Source organism: Pediococcus damnosus (assembly GCF_001437255.1).
GTDB classification, from domain to species: domain Bacteria; phylum Bacillota; class Bacilli; order Lactobacillales; family Lactobacillaceae; genus Pediococcus; species Pediococcus damnosus.
The window spans coordinates 1-415 of record NZ_JQBD01000191.1; the positions used below are offsets into that span (position 1 = coordinate 1).

Annotated in this window: 1 pseudogene; it reads right to left on the reverse strand. The window is 41.0% G+C overall.

Features of this window, described 5'->3' with window-relative positions:
* A pseudogene (locus IV84_RS10610) lies at positions 1 to 415 on the reverse strand (MobQ family relaxase); the annotation flags it as partial.

A 415-nucleotide genomic window follows, 5' to 3' on the forward strand; every position in this document is an offset into this window, starting at 1 on the left:
CCCACTCGGTCTCTTTTAAGCCACGTAGTTGCTGCTTTCTTAGATAGTCCGTGTTCTTCGCATATAAAATGGTTATTAAGGCTTCGTCCAAAATATTAGTCAGGTAGTTTTTCGGGCTAGTTGGGTAATAATTAATGGCCTGATAGTCCTTAATTTGGTCTTGCTTATATTGATCAAACCGTGTTGTCTGTTGTTTCAAACGGGCTTGCACCATTTCAATTTGTTTGTGATCCAACTTAGGATCTTGGCCACATTCGCCGATAAACAGTTGCCGGGTGCCATCATGTTTTAAGACCCGTTGCAGTCGATGATCCTGAATATCTTTTAATTCCATTTTACCTAACAGGTAATTTAAACCGGCTTGGTGTTGCTGACTAGTAAAGACTACCGGTGGCTGCTGTTGTAATTGACTAAG